Source organism: Ruegeria sp. C12 (assembly GCF_056537745.1).
Genome location: NZ_JBQFSA010000006.1, coordinates 182490 through 208455, shown reverse-complemented (window position 1 = coordinate 208455; position 25966 = coordinate 182490). Strand labels below are relative to the sequence as shown.

Genomic DNA, 25966 nt, shown 5'->3' with positions numbered 1-25966 from the left:
GGATGGCACGTTTTCATGATCTGAAAGTCACCGACATCCACAAGACCATCCGCGATGCGGTTGTGGTGACACTTGAGCCGGTAAACGGTGCGGCGGATCAGTTCGACTTTACTGCCGGTCAGTATCTGACGTTCCGGCGTGATTTTGACGGTGAGGAACTGCGCCGATCGTATTCGATCTGCGCGGGCAAGGATGACGGTGTTTTGCAGGTTGGTATCAAACGCGTCGAGGGCGGTGCCTTTTCAAGCTGGGCCAATGCAGAACTTACCGTTGGCGACGTCGTGCAGGCGATGCCACCAATGGGCAGCTTCCACGCGCCCATCGATGCAGATGCGCAGAAACAGTATCTTGGCTTTGCCGGCGGCTCGGGCATCACGCCGGTTCTGTCGATTCTGAAAACCACGCTGGCCCGCGAGCCCAAATCCCGTTTCACGCTGATCTATGCCAACAAAGGCATCAACACGATCATGTTCCGGGAAGAACTGGAGGACCTGAAAAACCTCTATATGGGTCGCCTGAACGTGATCCACATCCTCGAAGCCGACGCGCAAGAGATCGACTTGTTCACCGGTCTGGTCACGCAGGACAAATGCGGTCAGCTTTTCAAGCATTGGATCGATATCACAAACGTGGACACCGCTTTTATCTGCGGGCCGGAACCGATGATGCTGGGGATTGCCGCCGCTTTGCGCGACCACGGGCTGGAAGACAGCCAGATCAAGTTCGAGCTTTTCGCCAGCGCCCAACCGGGCCGGGCCAAGCGCAAGGCAAGCGCGGCGCAGGCGGGCACGCAGGCTAATCAGACCAGTGCGTCGATCACGCTGGACGGGGCCACCCAGACCATGACCCTACCCAAGGATCAGTCCATTCTTGAAGCCGCGCTGGAAAACGCCATGGACGCGCCTTACGCCTGCAAGGCAGGAGTTTGTTCCACTTGCCGCTGCCGCGTGCTCGAGGGCGAGGTCGAAATGCTCGCCAATCACGCGCTTGAGGATTACGAGGTCGAAAAGGGCTATGTCCTAAGCTGTCAGGCCTATCCGGTGACCGACCGCGTCGTCGTCGACTACGATCAGTGACAGGAGGGGATTGATGAGCGATACAATGACACTCGACAGCTATCTGGCCGCAGGCGGGGTGCTGACCAATCCAACCAATGTCCCGCCGCGATACCGGGCCGAACTGATGAAGCTGATGGCCACTTTCGTCGATAGCGAACTGGCCGGGGCCGCCGGGTTTGCCGACATCATCAATCAGGGGCCGGGCATCAAGGAACGTATAGCGGCCGCCAAGATCGTGCTGGAGAAAACCGACAACGCGGATCGCGTCCTGAAGATCATGGGTGAGTTCGGGGCAGACACCGAAAGATACGCCACCCATCACCCCTGGACCGCGCGTCTGGACCGTGATGCCGACATTGGCGCGACCCGCAGCAAACACGACATGCGCCTTGCGGTGTTCAACTACCCGATCAGCGGCTGGACAGATGCCGTCGTCATGAACCTGCTGATGAGCCGAGCCGTCGCCGAGCAACTGGCCGAGTTTTCGACGATCTCGTATCAGCCGCTGGCCGAGGCTTTCCGGATCATCGCGCCTATCGAGGCGAACCACGGCGATCTGGCCTTGGAGGGCGCAACCAAGCTGATCGCTGCGGGCGAGGCGGACGCGATGCAAAGCTCGGTCGATTATTGGTGGCCCCGCGTGGCAGCCTCGTTCGGGGGCGATGATCCGAAACGGTTCGAGCTTCTGAAATCCATGAACCTGAGACGCACCGAAAACCACATGCTGCGAGAGCGGTGGAACCATGCGATGGGCGAGACCTTGGCGACGTTGAACCTTAGAAAGCCCGTCTAGACCCTGTCGTCCGACTTGGCCGCCTGTAATTCGCGACCAGACGGCCCTTTGCTTTTGAGGTTGATTAGAGCATCAATATTTCTGATGCGTGACCGCAAATCTGTTGAATTGACGGGCCGTCTGAATCCGCTAACGTCTGCCGGATCAATGCGCCCCGAGGTCCTCATGTCGCAATCCGCCCGACTGTTGAATCCGATCCTGATCGTGGGGTGTATCATCATCACGGTCAGCTTCGCTGTGCGCGCCTCGTTCGGGGTGTTTCAGATCCCGATTGCGGATGAGTTCGGCTGGCTGCGCACCGATTTTTCCCTGGCCATTGCGATCCAGAACCTGGCCTGGGGCATTGGGCAACCAATCTTTGCTGCGATTGCCGAAAAGATCGGTGATCGAAAGGCGATCATCCTGGGTGCACTGACCTATGCCGCAGGTATGGTTCTGTCGGCCTGGTCGATCACGCCCTTTGGGCACCAGATGTACGCCTGGCTGGTGGGCTTTGGTATCGCAGGCACCGGGTTCGGCGTTGTTCTGGCTGTGGTTGGCCGCGCCTCATCCGACAAGAACCGGTCGATGTCTCTGGCGATTGTGACTGCTGCGGGCAGTTTTGGTCAGGTCATCGGCGCGCCAACTGCTGAATGGTTGCTCACCTTCCTGCCGTGGCAACAGGTGTTTATCGTATTCGCCGTTGCGATCCTTGCGCTTGTTCTGACGCTGCCCTTTATGCGCGCGCCGCAACCGGTCAGCAAGGCCGAGCTGGAAGAAAGCATGAGCCAGATCCTGGGCAGCGCCTTCCGGGACCCGTCTTATGCTTTGATCTTCTTGGGTTTTTTCAGCTGTGGCTATCAGGTGGCCTTCATCACCGCCCATTTCCCGGCTATCGTGACCGAGATGTGCGGCCCTATTCAGCCCGGGGGTGTTTTGCATTCGCTTGGCATTACTACGACGTCGGCCCTCGGTGCCGTAGCGATTTCGCTTGTGGGTCTTGCCAATATCGGCGGCACGTTGCTGGCAGGTTGGGCGGGCAATCACTTCCCCAAGAAATACCTGCTCGCCGCAATCTACACAGCGCGAACCCTTGCAGCCGCAGCCTTCATTCTGATGCCGATCACGCCAACTTCGGTGATCATCTTCTCAATCGTCATGGGCTCTCTGTGGCTGGCGACGGTGCCGCTGACCTCGGGCCTTGTCGCGCATCTTTACGGCTTGCGCTACATGGGCACGCTTTACGGCTTCATCTTCCTCAGCCACCAGATCGGGGGGTTCCTGGGCGTCTGGCTGGGTGGGCGGATGTATGACGTCTATGGCGACTACACCATGGTCTGGTGGATCGGCGTCGCGGTCGGAGCGTTCAGTGCCATCGTCCATCTGCCGATCCGCGAAAACCGGGGCGCAACACCCGCAGCAGCCTAGCGGGCTTCTTCTTCGGTCAGCAAGCCTTCGGCAACCAGGCGATCCGCCCAGCCTTGCGGGCCGGTGAAGTGATGCGTCTGCCAACCACGGGACCGCGCGGTTTCGATGTTGTCGATCCGGTCGTCCGCGAACAGCAATGTCTCGGGCGGCAGGCCACAATCGGCCTCGACCTGTGCATAGATCGGCACATGGGGCTTCACCATCTTCATCCGGCCCGAGACATAGTGCCGGTCAAACTCGTTCAGAAACGGATAAACGGTGGTGGCATAGTCGAAATTCTGCACACCGAAATTCGTCAGCGCAAAAACGGGCACGCCCTTGGCGCGCAATGCCCGTTGCAACCGGACCGAATGCGGAATTTCAGGCGCGGCAAGCTCGATCCATTTGTCGTGCCACATGCGAATCTCGTCGCGCCAATTGGGATATTTCTCGGCCCAATTGTAGATCGTATCGGTGAAGTGATGGCCCTGATCCACCAGATCGTTCATGCCGTGCAGATCGACCTCGTCGAACATCGCGCGGCGGCGATCCTCGCCGATGACACGGTCATAGTAGCGCTCGGGCTGCCATTCGATCAGTACATTGCCGATGTCGAAAATGACCGCTTGGATGGGCATGTTGTGTTCCTGCTTCAAATTCCTGCCGGGCCGACTGAACCAAGCCCGGCGTCCAAGTTCAAGCACCAACCGCAGCGCGCAGCGCTGCCCGGCCCAACCGGAGAAGATGCATCTTTGATGCATCGCCGACGGGCGGGAGGGCTATGCCCGTTTTGCAGCCCTCAGTTCCCGTTCCAAGGCGTCCAGAAACCGGGACCGGTCGGCCTTGCTGAAGGGTTTGCCCCCGCCCCCTGCACCCAACGGATTTGCCGCGCGCAGGTCCGCCATCAGGTCGCGCATCGCCAGTTGCTGACCGATATTGGCGGTGGTGAACGCCTCGCCGTTGGGGCGCAGCACGCGGGTGCCGGCCTCGACACATTTTGCAGCCAAGGGGATGTCGGATGTGACCACCACATCGCCTGGCCCGCAGCGTTCGGCGATCCACTTATCCGCTTCGTCAGCCCCTTCCGAGACAATGACCACCTGCACCAAAGGGTTCGCCGAAGGCCGCAGCCCGCCATTCGACACCAGCGCCATCGGAACCTTGTGCCGTGTCGCCACCCGCTCGGCCTCGGCCTTCACGGGGCAGGCATCGCCATCGATATAGAGCGTTGTCACGCCTTCTTTGCCTCTTTCGTCGCCGCTGGCTTCTTTTTCACCTTGAACTCTTCCGGAATCGGCATTCGGTTGAATGCGTCCAGACCGGCGATCTTGTAGGCTTCGGCCAGCGTTGGATAATTGAACGTGTTCTGGACAAAGTAATCCACGGTGCCTTTCAGGTTCAGCACGGCCTGCGCGATATGGATCAGCTCGGTCGCGCCTTCACCGACGATCTGCACGCCCAGAACCCGGCGGGTTTTCAGCGAGAACAGCATCTTCAGCATGCCATGTTCCAACCCCATGATATGCCCGCGCGAGGTTTCGCGGAACCGCGCCACGCCGACCTCATAGGGAATGCCACGCTCCTGCAACTCCTCCTCGGACATGCCGCAGGTGGAAATCTCGGGTACCGAATAGATGCCATAAGGATACCAGGGGCTCTCAGGCAAGGTCGGTGTTTCCAGCGCGTGACAGGCGGCGACCCGACCCTGTTGCAAAGACGTAGAGGCCAGTGAAGGGTGCCCAATCACATCGCCGGTTGCGTAGATATGTGGCACCGAGGTTTGATAGGTCTTGCGATCCACCTTGATCCGGTTGCGGTGGTCTGTTTCCAGCCCGACCGCGTCCAGATTCAACGCCGAGGTCGCGCCCATCCGCCCGGCCGCAAACAACAGCATTTCGGCGCGAACGTGGCGACCGTTTTCCAGCGTGACTTCAACGTGGTCGCCGGTGTCTTCGATTTTCTCGACCGCAGAGCCCAATCGCAGATCGACACCGTTCTCGCGGATCTGATGGGTGAAATCGTGGATCAACCGGCTGTCGATGAAATCGAGGAAGGTATCCCGTGGTTCGATCAACGTCACCCGCACATCCAGCGCCGAGAACATGGTGGCGTATTCCACCCCGATCACCCCAGCCCCGATGACGACCAACGAGCGTGGAATCTCGGCCATCTCAAGAAAATCGTCACCATCCACGACGGTCTTGCCGTTGAAGGGCACATAATCGGGGCGATAGGTTTTGGTTCCGGTGGCGATCAGAAACTTGGCTGCGGTCAGGCGCGTTTTCTCACCGGCATCGGTGGCAACTTCGATCTCATGCGGGCCAACGAACGAGGCCAACCCGTTCAGGGTTTCCACGTGGTTGCGATTGAACTGGTGTTCCAGCACATCGACCTCATGATCCAGCGTCATATGCAGACGGGCCTTGAGGTCTTCGGCGCGGATCTGGTCCTTGACGCGATAGGACCGCCCATAAAAGCTGCGCTCGCGCCAGCCGGACAGGTTCAGCACCGTCTCGCGCAGGGTTTTCGACGGGATGGTGCCGGTATGGACCGACACGCCGCCAAACCGATCCTTGCGGTCGATCACCAACACGCGGCGCTTCAGCTTACCGGCCTGAATCGCGGCGGACCGCCCCGAGGGACCGGACCCGATGATGATCAGGTCGTAGTCATAATCGCTCATGCCTCAGTCTCCGTACAGCGCTTCGGCATGGAAGGTGATGTGGTCTTCCATGAAGGTGGACACAAAGAAATAGGAATGATCATAGCCCGGTTGCAGGCGATAAGTGGCCTGCTGGCGACGCTCGGCGATGGCGGCGGCCAGCGCTTCGGGGCGCAGCAGGTCGATGAACTGGTCGCTTGCACCGGTGTCGATCAGGATCGGGCCATCAAACCCCTTTTCCTTCATCAGCAGGGACGCATCATGTTTCGCCCAGGCCGCTTCGTCATCGCCCAGATAGGCTCTCAGTTGTTTGCGGCCCCATTCGGCCCCGGTGGGGTTCGAGATCGGCGCAAAGGCCGACACCGACCGGAAACGTCCCGGCAGGTTCATCGCCAGCGTCAGCGCACCGTGGCCGCCCATCGAATGACCGGTGATGGCTTGACGGTCCATGTCGATGGCAAAATTCTCGGCCACCAAGGCGGGCAACTCCTCGGCCACATAATCCCACATGTTGAAATGCGGGGCCCAGGGGGATTGCGTAGCGTTCACATAGAACCCGGCACCCTGGCCCAGATCGTAATCCTCGTGATCGGCCACGCCTTCGCCGCGCGGCGAGGTGTCGGGGAAGATGACTGCGATGCCCTGTTCAGCAGCCCAGGCTTGCGCCCCCGCCTTGGTCATCGCGTTTTCATGGGTGCAGGTCAGGCCCGACAGATACCACAGGATCGGAACCGGGCCGTCCTTTGCCTCGGCCGGAAGAAACAGGCCAAAGGTCATGTCGCATTGGCACGCGGTCGAAGCATGGCGGTAGACGCCCTGCACGCCACCGAAACAGGCATTTTCCGAAAGGGTTTCCATCAGGTCTTTTCCTTACGTTAGGGTTCGCCCATGGCTAACGGTCCAAGGCCCCTACGTAAAGTCCGGGCACCTTCGTCGCGCGTATTTTTCGAAAAGGTGAAGATCAGAAGGTGCCGACCCAGGCAATGACCACGGGGACGGTCAGGATGCTGGCCACAGTAGACAACAAAATCGCGGCTGACGCGCGGTGCGGAGCGACATTATAATGCGCGGCCAGCATGTAGACATTGCCCGCCACGGGCAGTGCCGCCGCAGCGATTGCGACCGCCGCCGGAAAGGCTTCGACGGGCACCAGCCATATTACGGCCACGGCCACGCAGGCGGGATGGATGACCAGCTTGCAAAAGCTGAGCCAGGCGGCGATGTGGACGCGCTCGGCGGATTTTCCGGCCAGAGAGGCTCCGATGGCGAACAGCGCGCCGGGCGTTGCGGCCCCGCCCAGAATGGTCAGGAAATCATTCAGGGGGCCGGGTACCGGCACTTGCAAGGCTGACCAGATCAGACCGGCGGAAATGGACACGATCATCGGGTTTTTCAGCAATCCGATCCCGATCAGGCGCAGCGTTGAAGGGGTCAGTTTCCCGTCCCGCCCACCGTTGATCAGTATGACAATCAGTGAGGAAAACACCACCAGATCAACCGCCAGCACCAGCATCACCGGGCCAATTGCGGCCTCGGTCAGCAGCAGGGCCAGCATCGGCAGGCCCAGAAATCCGACATTGCCAATGGCGGCACATTGCGCCTCGACCGCTGCGGTGGGGATGTCCATGCCGCGCAACCACGCGACAAAGGTGGCAAGGGAATAGACCGCCAGCGTTCCGATCAGGTAACCGATGATCAGGCGGCCGTTGAAAATCTCGGCAAAGGGCAGGGTGGCTGCGAACCTGAACAGCATTGCCGACAGTGCGAAAAAGAACACGAACTTGGTCAGATAGGCGGTGGCCTCGGCCGAGAAAAACCGGGTGCGCCCGGCCCAATAGCCCAGGCCGATGATCGCAAAGAAGGGCAGCGTGCGCAGAAAGACCTCGACCATGGGTCTTGTCCTAGCATGGTTTGGGCCTGCTGCAAGCCCGGTCTTGGGACAGGGGTGACCGTGCTGGGAGTGCCGGATTTCACAGGATCGTGACGTCAAACTGCGCGCAATGGCCAAGAATCCTTGTATCTGAACCGAACGGTTTATAAACTCGGACCACCTCAAGCATCAGGAGACGACATGACCCAGACCGCTACCATCCTGCGCACCGGCCGAAAATTCGACCAGGTTCTGCGCGGGGCCCGAGAGGTTTTCATGGCGGATGGGTTCGAAGGCGCAAGTGTGGACGACATCGCCCGTGCGGCGGGTGTGTCCAAGGCGACGCTGTACAGCTACTTCCCGGACAAGCGGCTTTTGTTTGTCGAGGTGGCACAGACCGAGTGCCGGCTTATGGCCGAGCGTGTTCTGTCGATGATCGATGAAACCAAGCCAGCACGTGAGGTGTTGACCATCACCGCAACACAGTTGGTCGGGTTTTTTGTATCGGACTTTAATCAACAGGTCTTCCGGGTCTGTGTCGCAGAACGGGATCGGTTCCCGGAACTGGGGCAGGCATTTTATGAGGCCGGACCTCAGAACGGACAGCGCAAGATTGCAGAGTATCTGGAAAAGGCCGTTGTCAGAGGTGAACTTGCGATTGAAGATGTCCAGATTGCCGCCGAGCAATTTGCCGAACTGTGCAAGGTTCGGCTGTGGGTGCGCGCTGCCTTTGGCATCCAGAAAGAGTTCAGCCAGGCCGAGATTGACGAAGTCGCGCTGCATGCCGTGGATATGTTCCTGGCCCGCTATGGTGCCTGAAAATTGATGGCCTGCACCGGGGCTTGCGGTGCAGGCCATCCTTCACTCATTAAAATGGCACTCGGTAAGTATTGGGTCTAAGGCACAGGTCTTTGGAAATCCTTTATTCGATGAAAGTTCGTGCCAGCCGGTCGCTGATGGGTTGCGCCAGATAGGCGATCACCGTGCGCTCGCCGGTATTGACGAACAGATCGGCAGGCATGCCCGGAACAAGATCGAGCGCGGTAACCGGCGCGGGTTGATCCGCATCCAGCCTGACGCGGGCCTGGTAATAGGGCTCGCCCGTCCGTTCATCCTCCAGCACGTCCGCTGATATATCGAAGATCTGGCCATGGGCTTCGGGTACATCGGCCTGCGCAAAGGCCGACAGGCGGATGCGCGTGGATTGTCCGACATGCAGCTTGTCGATGTCAGCGGTTTTCACCCGCGCTTCGACGATCAGCGCTTGGTCGGCGGGAACAATGTCCATGATATGCTCACCCGGCCGGATCACACCGCCCGTGGTCGAGGCGGTCAGGTTCACCACGCGCCCGCTGGCCGGGGCCACAAGCTCGATCCGGCTGCGTCGTTCGGCGGTGCCTGCATATTGCGGGCGAATCAGGTCCAGTTGCGCCTCGACCACCGCAAGTTCACCGGCAATGACCTCATCGCGCAGCTTTTGCTGGCTGAGCAGGGTCAGTTGTAGCTCATGAATCTGGTTCTCAGCCTGCGCCATCTGCGTCCGAAGCGAGGCATCGACGCCCGAAAGACGCTCAAGCTCGATCTGCCGGGCGCTGACACGGGTTGCGGCAACCAGACCCTTGTCCAGCAAGCCCTGCAGGTTGTCCAATTCGACCTGCGTGATCGTGATCTGGTTTTGGGTGCTCAGGCGCTGTTCGCTCAGCCCGGCGATCTGATCGCGCAGCCCTGTGATGCGTTGGGCATTGATGTCCGCCTCGGTCCGGCGGGCGCGGGCTTCGGCGTCGAACAGTTGTTTCTGGGTCAGATAGGCCGGGAACCAGTGCAGCCGGTTCATGTTGGCCGAGAACTGGGCAAGGGCTGCGGCCTCGTCAAAGCTGGTCTCGCCTGTCATCTGCGCGATCAACCGCGCGCGGCGGACCGACAGCTCGCCCAATTGGCTGCCCAACACGTTCAGATCGACTTCGATCTCGGTGCTGTCGAGCCGGATCAGAGGCTGTCCCTGTTCGACGAAATCCCCGTCCGCGATCAGGATCGAGCGGATGATGCCGCCGTCCAGATGCTCGACCGTCTTGCGGTCGCCCTCGACCACGAAAGAGGCCGGGGCCACCACCGCCCCGTCGAGTTTCGAGGCAAATGCCCAGTAGACGCTACCAGCCCCAAAAGCCACCATGGCCAGCAGTCCAAACAGGACATAGCGCGCAATACCGGGCGATGTTTCGGTGATGTCGATCATCTGCCCGTCATTCAGGGTCAGAGTGTTCTGCGATTGGGTGTGTGGAAAAAGCTGTCTCATTGTGCGGCTCCTGTGACTTGGGGGGCTGGGGCGGGCTGGGGTGTGGGTTTCGCTTGCGTCTCCAATACGTTGCGGCGGTTGACCTTCAGCACATCCTCTTTGTCACCAAACTGAGTCTGGGCCCCGTTGCGCATGACCATGACCTTGTTTGCGGCCTGAAGGGTGGCGGGGCGATGGGTCATCACGATGGCAATGGCACCGCGCGCCTGAGCGGCCAGAATAGCCTCACGCAATGCGTGTTCGCCTTCGGCATCCAGATCGGAATTGGGCTCGTCCAGGACCAGTACAAACGGATCGCCATAGAGCGCGCGGGCCAGTGCCAGACGTTGCCTCTGACCGCCGGACAGGAAGAATCCCTGACCGATGCGCGTTTCATAGCCGTCGGGCAGGGCGTTGATCATCTCGTGAATGCCCGCCTCGCGCGCGGCGCGCAGAACCTCGGCATCGTCGATGGCGACCGAGAAGCGCGCGATGTTTTCGCGGATCGTTCCGTCGAATAGCTCAACGTCTTGTGGCAGATAGCCGATCTGCTTGCCCAGATCCTCGGCATTCCATTTGGCCATCGGGCTGCCGTCCAGCAGAACCTCGCCCCGTTGCGGATGCCAGATGCCCGCCAGCATCTTGCCCAGCGTGGTCTTGCCCGAGCCGCTATGGCCGATGACCGCCAGCACATCGCCCGCGTCCAGGGCGAAATCGATCGATCGGATCGTGGCGTTGATGGCGCGGGGCGGCCCGGCCTGCGCGATGCGGACGTTCAGGGATTTGAACGCGCGGGGCAGATGCAGGTTGGGCGGGGTCTCGGCAAATTCGTCGGTCAGGGCCTTGATCTTGGCATAGGACCCGCGCGCCGCCAGAAAGCCGCGCCATTGGCCGATCAACTGGTCGATGGGCGACAGGGCGCGGGCCAGAACAATTGTGGCGGCGATCATCACGCCTGCGGTGGATTCGCCGGTAATCGCAAGGGCGGCCCCCAGTCCGAGAATCGCGGATTGCAGGCCCATGCGAATGGTTTTGGACATGACCGAAAAGCTGGCGATCCGGTCAGCGGCCTTGGTCTTGTGCCTGTGCGCATCGATCTGCAGCGCGGTCCAGCGGCGCACCAGATCGGATTTCATCCCCAGCGCATGGACCAGTTCCGCGTTGCGGTCGCTGGTGTCGAACAACGCATCCGACCGTCCCCGCGCCTGCGCGGCGTTTTGCATCGGAGTATGGGCGCGGGCGTTGTTGATCAGCGCCATGAGGGTCAGGGTTACGGCTCCGGCCAGCCCCAACAGACCCAGCAGCGGGTGCAAGACGTAAAGGACCAGCAGATAGATCGGGATCCATGGCGCATCAAAAAAGGCAGTCAGGGTGCTGCCCGAAATGAATTCGCGAAATCCGTTGACGTCTTCGACCAGATTTTCACCGGCCTGACCGTGGCCCTGAACCCGGCGGCGCATGGCCGCACCAAGGACTGGGGCGCCGACAGACATCTCGAACCGGGCGGCAAGACGGCCAAGGATGCGCATCCGCATCAGGTCGAGGCAGGCGATCACGACAAACACGCCGCCCAACAGCAGGGTCAGTGCGATCAGCGTGTCAATGTTCTGGCTGGTCAGTACACGGTCATAGACCTGAAGCATGTAAAGCGGCCCGGCCAGCATCAGCAGATTCAGAAACAGGCTGAACAGCGCGACGGCGACAAAGCCTTTGCGCAGCGCGGCCCAAGCGGTTTCGACGGGGTTGGATTTCTTGAACATCGGATAGCCCTTTCCGGTTGATCAAAAACGGGGCGACCCGAGGGCCGCCCCGATTGGAGTTGGTTACGCGACGAAGTCGTCGTCACTCAGGTCGGTGCTGTTGACACCGGCCAGACGGACCGAGCCTTCGCCTCCGAACGAGATGACAGCGTCGTTGCCATCCTGCGCGACACTCAGCGCGCCGCCGAAGTCCGGACCGAAGTCACCGAACTGGAGCTGGTCGAGACCAACTTCGAAGTCCTGGATCACGTCGTTGCCGAAGTTCGAACCGAACGAGAAGGTGTCTGCACCTGCGCCGCCGATCAGGATGTCATCGCCACCCTCACCGTTCAGCAGGTCGTCGCCTTCGCCACCGTTCAGAACGTTGGACAGATCGCTGCCAAAGATCACATCACCATCGTCCGAGCCGATGACGTTCTCGATGGATTGCAGGATGTCTGTCTCGATCTGGTTCTCGATGACGTCCTGACCGATGACACCGATGCCACCCACGGCATTGACGTCCAGCGTGGCGCCCGCGTCCACCAGCGTGTCCTGCACGACCGGGCCATTCGCGCCCGCCGGTGCATTGTGCAGGTGGATGGCAGAGACAACACCCGGGATCGGCGTGTTCAGGTCGGCTTCGTTCAGACCCACAACGCTGAGTTCGCTAGAATAGGTGACCTCGCCTGTCGCTAGGTTCTGGGTGATGACAACGGTTGCGTCACCAGTGGCGTCGCTGTCCGAGGTCGGCCCAGGCTCTTGCGCCGCGTCCAGACCGCCGCTCAGAGATACGGTACGGATGCCGTTCTCGGTCACGTCGCTATCGACCAGCAGTTGCCCGCGGATTTCACCGCCCGGGAACTCAGAGGTGTGGATGTTGTAGTACAGGTTGCCCTGAACCGCTTGTTCCACGAACTGAGCGCCATCTTCGATAGCCGACCCGAACTGACCCGGTGCTGCGACAACCGCATCGACGACCGAGATGTTGAAGCCCGTATCGCGTGTGGCGGTGCCGTTGCCGTTGGCGTCCAGACGAACCTCGACCGCGACATCCAGATCCGAGAAATCGGCTGTGTCGATGCCGTCGCCACCGTCGATGAAGTCATTGCCCAGACCGCCGGTCAGAACATTGTCCCCATCGCCTGCGATCAGCACGTCATCCCCTGCGCCGCCAACGATGTCACCGTTGGTGGTACCCAGATCGACAAAGATGTCGTCGCCATCGCTCAGCAGAACGTTGCCGTTGATCACACCTTCGTCGTCGTTGACGATGGTCACGCTGGCTGCGTCCGAGGCGTCGATTGCATTGACCGTGCCGCGAATCTCACCTTCGTTCAGGATCGCACCCAGCAGGTTCAGGCCGCCATCGATACGAATACCGGCTGCCGCGTCCGAGTCCTCGGACCCTGCGATCAGGCCTTCGTTGACAACAACACCGGCGAAAGAGGCATCATCCTGGCTGGTGAACAGGCGCAGACCGTCGCCGACCTGATTGCCCTCGACCGCGTCGCCACGACCTTGCAGCGTGCCTTCGTTCAGGATCGCGGCCGAAACCACATCGCCCGAGACGTCACCGGTTTGCAGCGAAACGGCAGACCCGTTGTCGCCGTCACCCGCATCCACCAGACCGGAGTTGTTGAAAGTGTAGTTGTCAGCGGTGCCATCAGCGTAGACAGTCCCGTTGCGCTGGTTGCCGGTACCCAGGATTTCGCCTTCGTTGACAACCTCCAGCCCTTTACCATCGATGTTCACCGCACGGCTGTCCGAGGTGACGGTGCCTCGGTTCACAAAGGAACCGCCAGCGTGATCACCGGTGCCAAAGTACACACCGTTCTGACCACCTTCGAACAGACCGCCTTCTTCGTTGATCAGCTGACCCTGGAAGTTGACGTTGTTCACCGCGCGGAATGCGCCGACGGTACCGTTAGCCCCTTCCGAGGCGACCACGCCCGCGTTGGTGATGGTGCCCGAGAAAGTCCCGGCGTTGCCGACATTGCCAATGCGGATACCGTCACCGGCTGCGTTTGTGCCTGCCGCCGCATTGCCACGGCCCTGGATTGTGCCGTCATTGTTCAGCTCGAAGGAATTCTCGCCTGCAATCTCAGCACCAAAGCCCGAACCTTCGTTGCCTTCGCCTGCGTCAACAACACCGGTTTCAAGGTTGTTGAAGGTGAAATCCTGCGCGGTGCCATCGGCATAGACCGTACCATTGCGCTGGCTGTCGGTGCCGACGATGTCACCGGCGTTGTTCACTTCTAGACCAATGCCGTCGATGTTGAACGCGCGGCTGTCCGACGAAATGGTTCCGCCTTCCAGGTTGTTGAACACACCGCCGGTGTGATCTGCGCCTTCGCCTGCAACGGGGTTGCCGAAATAGACACCGTTTTGAACGCTCGAGATATCGCCCGAGTTGTTGAACTCACCCTGGAACGAAACACCGTTTACAAAACGCACACCCGCAACGGTTCCGTTTGCCCCTTCCGAGTCGATGGTGCCGGTGTTGTTGATGATCGCGTCAGTGGTGCCGACATTGCCAACATTGCCGATCCGGACGCCATCACCCGCCGCATTGGTGCCTGCGGCTGCGTTGCCACGGCCCTGGATTGTACCGGCATTGTCCAGCGTGAACGAATTCGCGCCATCTGCGGCCCCGCCGATTTCGACGCCAAAGCCCGAGCCCTGATTGTGCTCGCCCGCGTCGATGGTCCCGGTGGCCAGGTTGTTGACCGAGAAGTCGTCGGCTGTGCCATCGGCATAAACAGTGCCGTTGCGCTGATCGTCGGTGCCGAGGATGTCGCCGCCGTTGATCAGGTTGACACCCGTGCCATCGATATTCACCGCGCGGCTGTCCGACTGAATGGTGCCAAAGTTCAGAACGTCCAGATCATGCGCGCCCTGACCGATATACAGGCCATTTGCAGCGCCTTCGATCACACCGGTCGAGGTGTTCAGAATCTCGCCTTCGGTGTTTGCACCGTCAGCGATACGGATACCAGCAGCGGTGCCTTGGGTGCTTTCCGAAGAAATCAGGCCGCTGTTGACGATCTCAGTGTCCAGAATGGTGCCTTCGGCGCCATTGTCGATGCGGATACCGTCGCCCGCCAGCGCGGTGTTCGACGCCGCCTGACCCCGGCCCTGAATGGTCGCGCCAAAGCCGTTGAACACATCGGTTTCCACACGGTCGCCGATCTCATCACCAATCTGAAGCGAAACGCCTGCGCCCTGATTGCCCTCACCGGCATCCACGGTCCCGCCCGCGAAGTTCGAGATCGAGATATCCTCGGCAGTGCTGTTGGTGTAGATCGTGCCATTGCGCTGGTCGCCGGTGCCGACGATGTCGCCGAAGTTGCGCAAATCGATGCCTTGACCTTGGATGTCCACCGCGCGGCTATCGGAACTGATCACGCCGCCCCGGAAATTGTCCAGGCTGCCCGAGCTGTCTGCGCCCAGGAATTGAACACCGTTGAAGTCGCCGGAAATGGCACCAAAGTTGCGCACAGCGGCGCTGCCGGTGACCTGAATACCGGTTGCCAGCGCGTCCGGGCCGTTATTGGCGTCGATCACGCCCGAGCGGAAATTGAAGATGTCAACATCCTGCCCCTGCGCCTGAACAGCGGCAACAGCGTTGTTGGTGACGATCTCGCCAAAGTTCAGCAGGCGCGAGAAATCATTGGCCAGAACAAAGGCGGGGGTGTCGTCCACCACCGTGCTCTGGAAGAAGTTGTTGAAAAGGGTTTGGCCGTCGCGGGTCGTCTCTTGCGCCAAGGTTGACGTGGTCAAGAGACGGGCGCGCAGGCTTTCTACGAATTGGGACAGCATGGGTCACTCCGTCAGGTTTGTTGCGTGGTGCAGGCGGCCCGAATGCTTGGGCAGCCGACGCATCAAAGGAGTAGGCCCCACCCCGAGGCGGCGGAAATTCATCGTCCAAATCGGGGCTATAACCGATGCAAATAGTCACAAAACGCGTGAGGTCTGAAACCTTCAAACCCCGAAAAACAAGGCGCCTCACGCATACACGCGACGCGGTTTGCCCTATTCATTTTCGAAAGTTGACAGATTTGTTAACGGAAGTGAGCGTTTATCCCCCCGGATTTCGGGCGCAGGTCTTCTGAATCCGGCCCCTCAGGCGTATTTTGACGGCATGAGTGTTCCCATTTCCAATTGTGACGTTTGCCAAAATGAATATCCGTGATCTGGAATACGTCCTTGCGATTGCCAAACACGGTCAGTTCAGTCAGGCCGCGCAGGCGTGCAACGTGTCCCAGCCGGCGATGTCCAACCAGATCAAGAAGCTTGAGAATGAGCTTGGCACCGAATTGTTCCTGCGGCTGAACAACGAGGTGCGCCCGACCGCCTGCGGCGCGCGGATCGTGGACATCGCAGCGCGCATTCTGGCCGACGCGCAAAAGATCCGCGATACCGCGACCGAGTTCCGCGACCCCGAGGCTGTGCCCTTCACCATCGGCATGACCCCCACGCTGGCCCCCTATCTGACGCAGTATTTCTCGGAACTGTTTAACACGCTGTTCCCGCGCATGCGTGTCACCATGATCGAAGACCTGCCGCAGAACATGCTGCAGATGGTCGAAGATCATGCGCTGGACATGGCTTTGGTGGCCAAGATCAACAACAGTGCCGCGTTGGATTTCACCTCGATCTGGTCCGAGCCGCTGTTTCTGGCGCTGCGACAGGGGCATCCGCTGTGCACCTTACCCTCGATCGCCCCGGAAGACGTGCCGCCGCATGATTTCATCCGCCTGCCGCACAGTTTTGGCTATGAGCTTGAGGAGCGGTTGCCCAAACATGACCCCTCAACCCGGATCAGCAAGCGCTTTGACCTGACTGCCCTGCGGTTCGAAACGATCTGCCGTCATATCTGCCATTCGGATGACTGCACCATTGTCTCGGCTTTGGCGGCCGAGCAATTCAAGCGCGACAACTGGCCGTTGTGCTTTATTCCGTTCGACGCGCCCGGTCATCTGCGCGATCTGGGGGCTGCTACACGCCCCAATTGCCCGAGAAAACCGATGTTGGCGCGGATAGGGGAATACATCCGGGAAAAGCCGCCGGTTGGGGTTATTCCGACCTATCGGTCCGAGCTTCCCGCCGATCAGGGGCAGTGCCCCGCACTTGCCCAAGCCTGAGTTTTCTCGAAACCGATTGTTGACGCAGGGCGGAGGGCAGTTCTATCCGTTGACCCGTGGCAATTGGGGTAGGCAGATGGCAGTGGACATTCGGAACGAAGGCATGCGCATCGGCGGGCAGGTGGTGTTCTCTGAGGCCATCATTCCGGTCCATTATCCTTACACGAACGAGGTCGTCGGCACTGTTCCCGCAGGCTCGGTCGATCACGTTCGACAGGCCTTCGAGATTGCCGCCAATTACACACCCCAACTGACCCGCTATGAGCGCAGCCAGATCTTGCAGCGTGCAGGCGACCTGATCGGTGAGCGGCGCGAGTACCTCGCGAAATGGCTGACGCTGGAGCTTGGGATTTGCCATCAGCACGCGATCTATGAAACCAAACGGGCGCAGGATGTGTTTCAGTTCGCCGCCTCTGAGGCGCTGCGCGATGATGCCGAGGTCTTTTCCTGCGACCTGACCCCCAACGGCAAGCCCCGCAAGATTTTCACCAAGCGCGAACCCGTCCGCGCCATCAGTGCGATCACACCGTTCAACCACCCTTTGAACATGGTCGCCCACAAGATCGCGCCGTCGATTGCGACAAACAATTGCATGGTCTGCAAGCCGACCGAACTGACCCCTCTGACCGCGCTCAGCCTGGCCGACATTCTGTATGAGGCCGGTTTACCGCCCGAGATGTTTCAGGTTGTCACCGGCTGGCCGCAAGAGATCGGGGATGAGATGGTCACCAATGACCATATCGACATCATCACCTTCACCGGGGGCGTTCCCGTCGGCAAAAGTATCGCGGCCAAGGCGGGGTACAAGCGGCAGGCCTTGGAACTGGGCGGAAACGACCCGCTGATTGTGCTGAACGATCTGAGCGACGCCGATCTGGACCGGGCCGCGGCCATTGCGGTTGCCGGGGCAACGGGCAATTCCGGGCAACGCTGCACCGCCGTCAAACGTATTCTGGTTCAAAACAGCGTGGCAGATCGTTTTGTGCCCTTCGTGCTGGACAAGGCTAAAGCCATCCGTTTTGGCGACCCGCAGGACCCGGAAACGGAACTGGGCTGCGTGATCCATGCAGAGGCTGCGGCGCTGTTTGAAACCCGCGTGATGGATGCCGAACGGCAGGGCGCGCAAGTTCTGTATCACCCCGGGCGACAGGGGGCCTTACTGCCCCCAATCGTGGTTGATCACGTGCCCTACAATAGTGCGTTGGTGATGGAGGAAACCTTCGGCCCCATCATCCCCATCCTGCGTGTCCCCGACGATGACGACGCGGTGATGGCAATTTCCAATGGCACGCCGTTTGGCCTGTCATCGGGCGTTTGCACAAACGATCTGAACCGCGCGATTGCCTATATCAACGGGCTGCACGTCGGCACCTGCAATATCTGGGAGCAACCGGGCTACCGGATTGAGATGTCTCCGTTCGGGGGCATAAAGGACAGCGGCAATGGTGTGAAAGAAGGTGTCATCGAAGCGATGAAGTTCTTCACCAATGTCAAAACCTACTCGCTGCCCTGGCCTCAGTAAGTGGTGCGCATCTGGTATCCCTGATGGAAGGTCATGCGCACGAATGTCACCGGTTTGGCCTGAAACCATGTCGTGCGCTCCAACTGGAACAGCGGCGTTCCGGGCGGGACGGACAGGAAATCCTGCAAATGCCCCGTGGCCGGAACCGCCGACAGGGCGATCTCCGCGTTTGAAAAGGGCACCTCGGCCAGCAGCCATTCGTTGGGTCCGGTTGCAAGGAAATCCTCGTCCACCACATGGGGGACCGCCTCGACATTGATCCAGCGTTCCTCGAACTGAAAGGGGCGGTTGTCGGCGTGGTGCATGCAGTGCAGGTGAAGGACCTGAGCCCCCTCGGCCAGACCCAGCTTGGCCTGCAACCATGCGGGACAATCAATCAGGGTCCGACTGACCAGAGCATAGCGGTATTCGGCATTCATATCCTCGATGGTTTGGCGAACCACGGTGATCGGCAGCTTGGCCTGCTTGACCGGAGTGGTCACGACGCGCGTGCCGCCCTTGCGCTTGCGGGTGATGATCCCTTGCTCGGACAATTCCCGCAGAGCGCGATTGACAGTGGCGCGGGCGCAACCGAACTCGGCTGCAAGCTCCAACTCGGTCGGCAAAAGGCTGCCTTGTGGCCAGATGCGGGTCTGGATGCGGTTCAGAACCTCGTCGCGTATGTCCTGAAAGCCCATTGTCTTTGGCACGGTCACGGGTTGCTCACTTAATATCTGCCTCTATTCATATTATGTCCGGATTAAATCTGGATGCAAAGCTATCAACCTAATCACAGCGCGGACAAAAGCCCCTCTATCGCGGTTCGGTACGTGGCGATGATCCGGTCGCGATGGATATGGCGACCGTTGCGCACCTGATGCCGCCCGGCGGACCAAAGATCGGTCACGACCGAGTCCCTGGCCGCAAAGACCAACCCGTCCAGCACCTGATCGGATCGCAGCGCACACAGCGCCGGGTTTTGACTGTCTATGGCGACCAGATCAGCCAGCTTGCCCTCGGCGATCTGGCCCGCATCGCGATCCAAAGCCTGTGCGCCACCCATGGCCGCGCCGCAATAGAGCGTTTGCCCGACCGAGCCTTCACCCACAACCAGCACATTGCGCGACAGATCACGCAGCCGCTGGGAATATTCCAACGTGCGTAGTTCTTCCGTCAAAGAAATCAGCACATTGGAATCCGAGCCGACCCCAAACGTCCCGTCAGCGGCCAGATACGTCGGGCCGTTAAACGGACCATCACCCAGATTGGCCTCGGTGATGGGGCACAGGCCTGCGACGGCCCCGCTGGCGGCCATAGCGCGGGTCTCGGCCTCGGTCATCTGGGTGGCGTGGATCAGGCACCAATTGGCATCGACGGGGGCATTGGCCAGCAGCCATTCTACCGGGCGCGCGCCCAGACCGGCCTGTACTTCGGCCACCTCTTTGGGTTGCTCGGCGATGTGGATGTGGATCGGACCAGTGCCTTGCGCGGCGATCACCTGCGCCAGATCGGCGGGTGAGGTGGCGCGCAGGGAATGCGGCGCGATGCCAACGCGGCAGTCCGGTGGCAGTTCGCCATGCGCGCCGCGCGACTGATCGACCAACGCACAGAACCGGTCCACATCATTGCCGAACCGGGCCTGTCCGGCCTCAAGAGGTTTTTCCCCGACGCCCGCGTAGCTGTAAAGCACCGGCAGGTGAGTCAGCCCGATCCCGGTCTCACCAGCGGCAGCCATGATCCGGTCACTGAGTTCGGCAAGCCGGTCATAGGGCTGCCCGCCGGGTTGGTGATGCAGGTAATGGAACTCTCCGACTGCGGCATATCCGGCCTCCTGCATCTCAAGGTAGACCAGCGCGGCACTGGCCTGCACCTGATCCGGCGTCAAATGCGCGGTAAAGCGGTACATCAACTCGCGCCAGGTCCAGAAACTGTCGCGACCCGCCAAACGGTACTCGGTCATCCCGGCCATCGCGCGCTGAAAGGCGTGGCTGTGCAGATTGGACAGCGCGGGCAGCAAGGTATCGACGCGGGTGTCGCCTTGCATGGCTGCCGCGTCCGTCGTCAGGCGTAAAATGCGCCCGTCCTGAACCTCCAGCCGCAGATTTTCGGCCCATCCATCCGCCAGCAGGGCGCGGTTTGCGAATATGGTGGTCATATTTGCCTCCGGTTTTATGGATAGACATAAAGCATAAACACCTGTACCAGAAAAGAGAGAATTTCACGAGAGGGATTCGAATGCAGGCCCCCGACCACCTGTTTACTGACCTGAATGCCGCGACCATGGCGGGTGAGGCCGCATACGGGCTGATCCATGGGGCCGCGATTGCCGTTCAGGGCGGTCGGATTGTCTGGGTCGGTGCTCAGACGGAATTGCCTGCACAGTATTCGGCGCTGCCCAGAACCTCACTGGAGGGCCGTTTGGTAACGCCAGCACTGATCGACTGCCACACCCATGTGGTGCATGGCGGCCATCGCGCGGCCGAATTCGAAATGCGCCTGAACGGGGCCAGCTATGAACAGGTCGCGCGGGCCGGGGGTGGCATCATCTCGACCGTGAAGGCGACGCGCGCGGCCAGTGTCGATGACCTGATCGCGCAGGCGCTACCCCGCGTCGACGCGATGCTGGCCGAGGGCGTTTCCGTGATCGAGGTCAAATCGGGTTACGGGTTGGATCACGAAACCGAGTTGACCATGCTGCGCGCGGCCAGGGCTTTGCCCGAACACCGCCCGGTGCGCGTGGTGACCAGTTTCCTGGGTGCCCATGCAGTGCCTGCGGAATTTGCCGATCGGCCCACAGATTACATCGCCGAAATCTGCATCCCGACCCTGCGCGCCGCCCATGCCGAGGGTCTGGTCGATGCGGTAGATGCGTTCAGCGAAGCAATAGCCTTCCTGCCCGACCAGTTGGTGCCGTTGTTCGATGTGGCGCAGCAGCTTGGTCTGCCGATCAAGGTTCACGCCGAGCAACTGTCTAATCTGGGTGGTGCAAAGCTGGCCGCTTCATATGGCGCGTTGTCGGCGGACCACATCGAATATCTGGATGAAGACGGCGTTCAGGCCATGGCTGAGGCAGGTACCGTGGGCGTCATCCTACCCGGAGCGTTCTATACGCTGCGCGAGACACAGGCCCCGCCGATCGACCTGCTGCGCAAATACAATGTGCCGATGGCGCTGGCGACCGATTGCAATCCGGGCTCTGCCCCGATGACGTCTTTGCTGCTGGCGATGAACATGGCCTGCACCTTGTTTCGCATGACGCCCGAAGAGGCCTTGCAAGGGGTCACCACCAACGCCGCCCGCGCGCTGGGTCTGAGCGCTTGCGGCCAGATTGCCCCCGGCCTGCGCGCCGATTTCGCGGTCTGGAACGTCTCGCACCCGGCGGAACTCGCCTATCGCATCGGCTTCAACCCGCTTCACGCCCGCATCATCGGAGGTGCGTTTTGACCCCGCTGACACTAACCCCCGGCGCTGTCTCGCTGGCGCAACTGGAACAGGTTTACCGCGAGGAATGCGCGGTGCGGCTTGACCCGGCCTGCCGCCCCGGCATCGAAGCGGCGCAGGCGCGCATTGCCGAGGCTGCGGCGGGTGAGGCGGCGGTTTACGGGGTCAATACGGGCTTTGGCAAACTGGCCAGCGTCAAGATTGCCGCCGAGGATACGGCGACCCTGCAACGTAATCTTATCCTGTCTCATTGCTGTGGTGTCGGTCCTGCGATCCCGCGCGCGGTTGCGCGGCTGATGATGGTGCTGAAACTGCTCAGCCTTGGGCGTGGCGCGTCCGGTGTGCGGCTGGAACTGATCGACCTGCTTGAAGCCATGCTCGACAAAGGCGTCACCCCGGTGATCCCGGCGCAGGGCTCGGTGGGCGCTTCGGGCGATCTGGCACCGCTGTCGCACATGGCGGCTGTCATGATGGGCGCGGGTGAAGCCGAATATGGCGGCGAGGTGATACCCGGCCACAAGGCGCTGATCGCCGCCGGTTTGACCCCGGTGGAACTCGGCCCCAAGGAAGGGTTGGCGCTGATCAACGGCACCCAGTTCTCGACCGCTTTTGCGCTGGCGGGTCTGTTTGGTGCGTGGCAGGCGGCGCAAAGCGCGTTGGTGACTTCGGCGCTGACCACGGATGCGATCATGGGGTCCACGGCCCCATTGCAACCGGAAATCCATACGTTGCGCGGCCATCGCGGCCAGATCGAGGCCGGGGCCACCATGCGCGCGCTGCTGGCCGGGTCGGTGATCCGCGAAAGCCATCGTGAGGGCGACACACGGGTTCAGGACCCTTATTGCATTCGCTGCCAACCGCAGGTGGTGGGCGCGGCGATGGATGTGCTGCGTCAGGCCGCCACCACGCTGGAGATCGAGGCAAATGCCGCCACCGACAACCCTCTGGTCCTGTCCGGGGCCGGGCTGATCGTCTCCGGCGGCAATTTCCATGCCGAACCGGTGGGCTTTGCCGCCGACATGATCGCGCTGGCCGTGGCCGAGATCGGGGCGATTGCCCAACGCCGCATCGCGCTGATTGTCGATCCGGTGCTCAGCTTTGATCTGCCGCCCTTCCTGACGCCCAATCCGGGGCTGAACTCGGGCCTGATGATTGCCGAAGTCACTACGGCCGCGCTGATGAGCGAGAACAAGCATCTGGCCAATCCCTGCGTGACGGATTCGACGCCCACCTCTGCCAATCAGGAGGATCACGTCAGCATGGCCGCCCATGGCGCGCGGCGTCTGGGGCAGATGGTGACCAATCTTGAACGCATTCTTGGGGTCGAGTTGCTCTGCGCCACGCAAGGCGTCGAATTCCGCGCGCCGCTGCCCACCAGCGAGACCCTGCAGGGCGTGATGGCGCGCCTGCGCGCTATGGTGCCGCCCCTGGGCGACGACCGCTATACCGCGCCGGATATCGAAGCCGCCTATGCTCTAATTGCCAACGGTGAGATTGCCCATGGCACAGGTATAGACATGCCGGAGCTTGGCGCATGATCGACCCGGTTGAGGTCACGCAGGGCGACAGCCCCATCGTGCTGGGCCTGCCCCATACCGGCACCTATGTACCGCCCGAGGTCGAGGCCCGGTTGAACGACCGGGGCAGGGCGCTGGCCGATACGGACTGGCACATTGACCGGCTGTATAGCGGTCTGATCCCCGGCACGACGACTGTGCGCGCCACATTCCACCGCTATGTGATTGATGCCAACCGCGACCCGTCGGGCGTGTCGCTTTACCCCGGACAGAACACCACGACGCTGGTGCCGCTGACGGATTTTGACGGGCAGGATATCTGGGATGATCCGCCGTCCGAGGCAGACATCGCCGCCCGCCGCGCCGCCTTCCACGCGCCTTATCACGCCGCCCTTGAGGCCGAACTGGCGCGGGTCAAGGCGATCCACGGTGTTGCGGTGCTGTATGATTGCCACTCGATCCGCAGTCATATCCCCTTCCTGTTTGACGGAACGCTGCCGGACATGAACCTCGGAACGAATAACGGCGAAACCTGCGCGCCGCAGATTGAGGCCATTGCCCATGAGTTTGCAGCCTCATCGCCCTATAGCGCAGTGCTGAACGGGCGCTTCAAGGGCGGCTGGACGACCCGCCATTATGGCCGCCCTGCCGAAGGGCTGCACGCCATTCAGATGGAACTGGCCCAATCCACCTACCTGACCGCCGAGCGCCCGCCGTGGTCCTATGACGAACGCAAAGCCACGCGCCTGCGCCGCTGGCTGAAAGATATACTCGACGCTATCCACGACACCGCATTGGAGCTTGCCCGATGACTGACCCTCGCAAAAACACCCGTGACGTGTACCCGCCCACCGGGCCCGAACTGAACGCCAAAAGCTGGATGACCGAGGCGCCGCTGCGGATGTTGATGAACAACCTGCACCCGGACGTGGCCGAAAACCCGCATGAGTTGGTGGTTTATGGCGGTATTGGCCGCGCGGCGCGGACGTGGAAGGATTTCGACACCATCGTCGCCAGCCTCAAGGATCTGGAAGAGGATGAAACGCTGGTGGTGCAGTCCGGCAAGCCGGTGGCGATTGTGCGCACCCACCCGGATGCGCCTCGGGTGCTGATCGCGAACTCGAATCTGGTGCCGCATTGGGCGAACTGGGATCACTTTAATGAGCTCGATAAGAAGGGCCTGATGATGTATGGCCAGATGACCGCTGGCTCGTGGATCTATATCGGCACGCAGGGCATCGTTCAGGGCACCTATGAGACCTTTGCCGAGGCCGGGCGTCAGCATTATGACGGCGACCTGACCGGCAAGTGGATTCTGACCGGCGGTTTGGGCGGCATGGGCGGCGCGCAGCCTTTGGCGGCGGTCTTTGCCGGGGCCTGCTGTCTGGCGGTCGAGTGCAACCCGGACAGCATCGATTTCCGTCTGCGCACCAGATATCTGGATGAGAAGGCCGAGACGCTGGACGAAGCGTTGGAAATGATCGACCGCTGGACCAAGGCGGGTGAGGCGAAATCGGTCGGCCTGCTGGGCAACGCAGCCGAAATCTTCCCCGAAATCTATCGGCGGATGCAGGAAGGCGGCATGCGCCCCGACATCGTCACCGACCAGACCAGCGCCCATGATCCGGTCAACGGCTATCTGCCATTGGGCTGGACCATGGCGCAGTGGAAGGACAAGCGCGAAAGCGATCCCAAGGCGGTTGAAAAAGCCTCGCGCGCGTCGATGAAGCAACACGTGGCGGCGATGGTCGATTTCTGGAACGCAGGCGTGCCGACGCTGGATTACGGCAACAACATCCGGCAGGTGGCGCAGGATGAGGGGCTGGAAAACGCCTTTGCCTTCCCCGGCTTCGTGCCTGCTTATATCCGCCCGCTGTTCTGTCGTGGCATCGGCCCGTTCCGCTGGTGCGCGCTGTCGGGCGACCCGGAAGATATCTACAAGACCGACGCCAAGATGAAAGAGCTGTTCCCCGAGAACACACATCTGCACAACTGGCTCGACATGGCGCAGGAGCGGATCGCCTTCCAAGGCCTGCCCGCCCGTATCTGCTGGATCGGGTTGGGCGACCGCCATCGCGCCGGTTTGGCGTTCAACGAAATGGTTCGCAACGGCGAATTGAAAGCACCGGTGGTGATCGGGCGCGATCATCTGGATTCGGGCTCGGTCGCAAGCCCGAACCGTGAGACCGAGGCGATGAAGGACGGCTCGGATGCGGTTAGCGACTGGCCGCTGCTGAATGCGCTGGTCAACACCGCCTCGGGGGCGACATGGGTGTCGTTGCACCATGGCGGCGGGGTCGGTATGGGGTTCAGCCAGCACGCAGGCGTGGTGATTTGCGCTGATGGCACGGATGAGGCTGCAAAACGGCTGGAGCGCGTTCTGTGGAACGATCCGGCCTCGGGCGTTTGGCGTCACGCCGATGCGGGGTACGAGGATGCCAAAGCCTGCGCGCGCGAACACGGGTTGCGGCTGCCGGGCATTCTGGGCTGACACCTTGTTTCTCAATTGCGTACGAGATCGTCACAGAACGACGATGCGTCATATTGGGGTGATTGGCGTAAAGAGTGTTGCGTCAAAAC

At 61.0% G+C, this 25966-nt stretch carries 20 protein-coding genes; 10 read left to right on the top strand and 10 right to left on the bottom strand.

The genetic code is table 11. The features are described from left to right. Nucleotides 1-2: 2 nt before the first annotated feature. The 3 genes from ACR0C9_RS13450 to ACR0C9_RS13440 all read left to right on the top strand — a co-directional run bounded on the left by ACR0C9_RS13450 (nt 3) and on the right by ACR0C9_RS13440 (nt 3258). Complete coding sequence (locus ACR0C9_RS13450; RefSeq protein WP_170453876.1) at nt 3-1076, top strand: 2Fe-2S iron-sulfur cluster-binding protein; 1074 nt, start codon at nt 3-5, stop codon at nt 1074-1076. Nucleotides 1077-1089: 13 nt separating this feature from the next. Beyond that, nucleotides 1090-1851, top strand: coding sequence for a Phenylacetic acid catabolic protein (locus ACR0C9_RS13445; protein ID WP_480584791.1), 762 nt, complete (start codon nt 1090-1092; stop codon nt 1849-1851). 165 nt (nt 1852-2016) lie between these two features. Continuing rightward, nucleotides 2017-3258: an MFS transporter gene (locus ACR0C9_RS13440; protein WP_480781276.1), complete on the top strand. Its 1242-nt coding sequence runs from the start codon at nt 2017-2019 to the stop codon at nt 3256-3258. Here ACR0C9_RS13440 and ACR0C9_RS13435 read toward each other — a convergent pair. The 5 genes from ACR0C9_RS13435 to ACR0C9_RS13415 all read right to left on the bottom strand — a co-directional run bounded on the left by ACR0C9_RS13435 (nt 3255) and on the right by ACR0C9_RS13415 (nt 7790). Further along, complete coding sequence (locus tag ACR0C9_RS13435) at nt 3255-3875, bottom strand: HAD family hydrolase (protein ID WP_170453874.1); 621 nt, start codon at nt 3873-3875, stop codon at nt 3255-3257. The genes ACR0C9_RS13440 and ACR0C9_RS13435 overlap by 4 nt on opposite strands. 141 nt (nt 3876-4016) lie before the next feature. Further along, complete coding sequence (locus tag ACR0C9_RS13430) at nt 4017-4472, bottom strand: YaiI/YqxD family protein (protein WP_480626657.1); 456 nt, start codon at nt 4470-4472, stop codon at nt 4017-4019. Beyond that, nucleotides 4469-5920, bottom strand: a complete 1452-nt coding sequence (gene sthA / locus ACR0C9_RS13425) for a Si-specific NAD(P)(+) transhydrogenase (protein ID WP_480781233.1) — start codon at nt 5918-5920, stop codon at nt 4469-4471. The genes ACR0C9_RS13430 and sthA overlap by 4 nt, the downstream gene beginning before the upstream one ends. A 3-nt stretch (nt 5921-5923) precedes the next feature. Next, nucleotides 5924-6757, bottom strand: a complete 834-nt coding sequence (gene fghA, locus ACR0C9_RS13420; RefSeq protein ID WP_480781232.1) for an S-formylglutathione hydrolase — start codon at nt 6755-6757, stop codon at nt 5924-5926. Between the two features lie 103 nt (nt 6758-6860). Next, nucleotides 6861-7790 (bottom strand): AEC family transporter, encoded by a 930-nt coding sequence (locus tag ACR0C9_RS13415; protein ID WP_170622208.1) that lies wholly within the window; start codon nt 7788-7790, stop codon nt 6861-6863. Nucleotides 7791-7970: 180 nt separating this feature from the next. Here ACR0C9_RS13415 and ACR0C9_RS13410 point away from each other — a divergent pair, with 180 nt between their 5' ends. Then, nucleotides 7971-8588 carry a TetR/AcrR family transcriptional regulator gene (locus tag ACR0C9_RS13410; RefSeq protein WP_170453869.1) on the top strand — a complete coding sequence of 206 codons (618 nt, stop codon included), beginning with the start codon at nt 7971-7973 and terminating at the stop codon, nt 8586-8588. A gap of 103 nt (nt 8589-8691) precedes the next feature. On the opposite strand, the gene ACR0C9_RS13405 is transcribed toward ACR0C9_RS13410, so the two are convergent. The 3 genes from ACR0C9_RS13405 to ACR0C9_RS13395 all read right to left on the bottom strand — a co-directional run bounded on the left by ACR0C9_RS13405 (nt 8692) and on the right by ACR0C9_RS13395 (nt 15602). Next, nucleotides 8692-10062 carry an HlyD family type I secretion periplasmic adaptor subunit gene (locus ACR0C9_RS13405; RefSeq protein ID WP_480781231.1) on the bottom strand — a complete coding sequence of 457 codons (1371 nt, stop codon included), beginning with the start codon at nt 10060-10062 and terminating at the stop codon, nt 8692-8694. Continuing rightward, the gene (locus ACR0C9_RS13400) at nt 10059-11801 is read right to left on the bottom strand and encodes a type I secretion system permease/ATPase (protein ID WP_480584772.1); all 1743 of its coding nucleotides are present in this window, start codon (nt 11799-11801) and stop codon (nt 10059-10061) included. The genes ACR0C9_RS13405 and ACR0C9_RS13400 overlap by 4 nt, the downstream gene beginning before the upstream one ends. 63 nt (nt 11802-11864) lie before the next feature. Beyond that, the gene (locus tag ACR0C9_RS13395; protein WP_480781230.1) at nt 11865-15602 is read right to left on the bottom strand and encodes a beta strand repeat-containing protein; all 3738 of its coding nucleotides are present in this window, start codon (nt 15600-15602) and stop codon (nt 11865-11867) included. Between the two features lie 344 nt (nt 15603-15946). Between ACR0C9_RS13395 and ACR0C9_RS13390 the strand changes: the two genes are divergently transcribed. After that, entirely contained in the window at nt 15947-16927 is a 981-nt protein-coding gene (locus ACR0C9_RS13390) for a LysR substrate-binding domain-containing protein (protein WP_170756596.1), read from the top strand. A gap of 76 nt (nt 16928-17003) precedes the next feature. Next, nucleotides 17004-18449 (top strand): phosphonoacetaldehyde dehydrogenase, encoded by a 1446-nt coding sequence (phnY, locus tag ACR0C9_RS13385; protein ID WP_480781229.1) that lies wholly within the window; start codon nt 17004-17006, stop codon nt 18447-18449. Here phnY and ACR0C9_RS13380 read toward each other — a convergent pair. Both ACR0C9_RS13380 and ACR0C9_RS13375 read right to left on the bottom strand, forming a co-directional pair. After that, nucleotides 18443-19144 carry a GntR family transcriptional regulator gene (locus ACR0C9_RS13380; RefSeq protein ID WP_480584762.1) on the bottom strand — a complete coding sequence of 234 codons (702 nt, stop codon included), beginning with the start codon at nt 19142-19144 and terminating at the stop codon, nt 18443-18445. The two genes, phnY and ACR0C9_RS13380, sit on opposite strands and share 7 nt — an antisense overlap. Nucleotides 19145-19218: 74 nt before the next feature. Then, a complete protein-coding gene (locus ACR0C9_RS13375; RefSeq protein WP_170453863.1) occupies nt 19219-20583 on the bottom strand; it encodes a formimidoylglutamate deiminase in 1365 nt (454 codons plus the stop codon). A gap of 80 nt (nt 20584-20663) precedes the next feature. On the opposite strand from ACR0C9_RS13375, the gene hutI reads away from it, so the two are divergent. From hutI to hutU, 4 genes are read left to right on the top strand one after another with little or no spacing between them, the layout of a single operon-like run. Then, the gene (hutI, locus tag ACR0C9_RS13370) at nt 20664-21872 is read left to right on the top strand and encodes an imidazolonepropionase (protein WP_480781228.1); all 1209 of its coding nucleotides are present in this window, start codon (nt 20664-20666) and stop codon (nt 21870-21872) included. Further along, entirely contained in the window at nt 21869-23407 is a 1539-nt protein-coding gene (gene hutH, locus ACR0C9_RS13365) for a histidine ammonia-lyase (RefSeq protein WP_480781227.1), read from the top strand. The genes hutI and hutH overlap by 4 nt, the downstream gene beginning before the upstream one ends. Continuing rightward, nucleotides 23404-24198, top strand: a complete 795-nt coding sequence (gene hutG / locus ACR0C9_RS13360) for an N-formylglutamate deformylase (protein WP_480781226.1) — start codon at nt 23404-23406, stop codon at nt 24196-24198. The genes hutH and hutG overlap by 4 nt, the downstream gene beginning before the upstream one ends. Continuing rightward, nucleotides 24195-25877: a urocanate hydratase gene (gene hutU, locus ACR0C9_RS13355; RefSeq protein WP_480781225.1), complete on the top strand. Its 1683-nt coding sequence runs from the start codon at nt 24195-24197 to the stop codon at nt 25875-25877. The genes hutG and hutU overlap by 4 nt, the downstream gene beginning before the upstream one ends. Nucleotides 25878-25966 lie beyond the last annotated feature (89 nt).